This window comes from Cereibacter changlensis JA139 (genome assembly GCF_003034985.1).
Lineage (GTDB): Bacteria > Pseudomonadota > Alphaproteobacteria > Rhodobacterales > Rhodobacteraceae > Cereibacter > Cereibacter changlensis.
Genome location: NZ_PZKG01000332.1, coordinates 1 through 1,400, shown reverse-complemented (window position 1 = coordinate 1,400; position 1,400 = coordinate 1). Strand labels below are relative to the sequence as shown.

General features: G+C 72.3%; 2 protein-coding genes. One reads left to right on the top strand and one right to left on the bottom strand.

The window, feature by feature from the left end:
* Positions 1 to 919, bottom strand: a 919-nt coding sequence (locus C5F48_RS23795; protein ID WP_146170760.1) for an aminotransferase-like domain-containing protein, incomplete at its 3' end; no start/stop codon positions are given.
* A gap of 38 nt (positions 920 to 957) precedes the next feature.
* Here C5F48_RS23795 and C5F48_RS23790 point away from each other — a divergent pair.
* Positions 958 to 1,400: pyridoxamine 5'-phosphate oxidase family protein (locus tag C5F48_RS23790; RefSeq protein WP_146170759.1), on the top strand; the 443-nt coding region annotated here is incomplete at its 3' end.

Genomic DNA, 1,400 nt, shown 5'->3' with positions numbered 1-1,400 from the left:
GCGGCGGTCCGGCATGGCGGAACTCGCTGTCGTAATCGTCCTCCAATATCCACGCCCCGGCCCGCCGCGCCCAGTCGATCAGCGCCAGCCTGCGCCGCATCGACAGGGTGACGCCCAGCGGGAACTGGTGCGAGGGCGTGACATAGGCGGCCCGCGCCCCGGGGGAGCGCTGCTCGCCTAGGGCGACCTCCAGCCCCTCGGCATCGACGGGCACGCCGACGAGGCGCAGCCCGGCCCCTTCCATCACCGCGCGCGCACCGGGATAGCCGGGGTCTTCGATCCAGACCGGATCACCGGGGGCGAGCGTGGCGCGGGTCACCAGATCCAGCGCCTGCTGCGTGCCCGAGGTCAGAAGGATCTGCCCCGCCTCGCAACGCACCCCGCGCGCGCTGCGCAGGTAGGCGGCGATCTCGGCGCGCAGCCCGGCGTTGCCCTGCGGATCGCCATAGGAGAAATGCGCGGCCTCCGGCCGGGCGAGATGGCGGTGCAGGAGGCTGCGGAACTGCAGCATGGTGCAGTCGTCGGCGGTGGCGACACCCAGCGTGCCGGGCAGGACCGAGGCGGCCTTCGGCCTCGGCGGCGCGGTGACGGGCGCGGGCGGCGCGCCGAGCCGCGGCACCTCCGCCGCGACATAGGTCCCTGCCCCGGTGCGGGCGACGGCGAAACCGTCGGCCACCAGCATCTCGAAGGCTGCCACCGCTGCGCCGCGCGCAAGACCGAGCCGCGCCGCCAGATCGCGGGTGGTGGGCAGCTTGCTTCCCGGCGGCAGCGCCCCGGTCTCGATCAGCCGCCGCAGCGCCGCGTAAAGCGCCACGCGCCGCGCGCCCTCGGCGGGCAGCACCGGGATCAGCGCCGACCAGTCCGGCAGATTGGTCGGCGAACATGCTGTCAGATTGGATCTGTTTCGGACCAATGCCATCGCCTATCGCTGGACGATCCCGACCCGAAAGGCAAGCCATGACAGCGACCTCCCCCTCCTCCGCCTATCCCGTCAGCCCGCGCAACCGGGTGAAACGCGTGCACGAGCGCGGCAGCTACGACCGCGCTTCGGTGCATGCGGTCCTCGATGCCGCGATGCTCTGCCACGTGTCCTATGTGCTGGAGGGCCAGCCCTATTGCACGCCGACGCTGCACTGGCGCGAGGGCGAGACGCTCTACTGGCACGGCTCCTCGGCCAGCCGGATGCTGCGGCATCTGACGCAGGGGGTGGCGGCCTGCCTGACGGTCTCGCATCTCGACGGGCTGGTGCTGGCGCGCTCGGGCTTCAACCATTCGGCCAATTACCGTTCGGCGATGTGCTTCGGCACGGCGCGGATCGTCAAGGACCCGGCGGAGAAGGCCGAGGCGCTGCGGGCGGTGGTGGACCGCTTCTACCCCGAGCGTTCCGCCAGCCTGCGGCC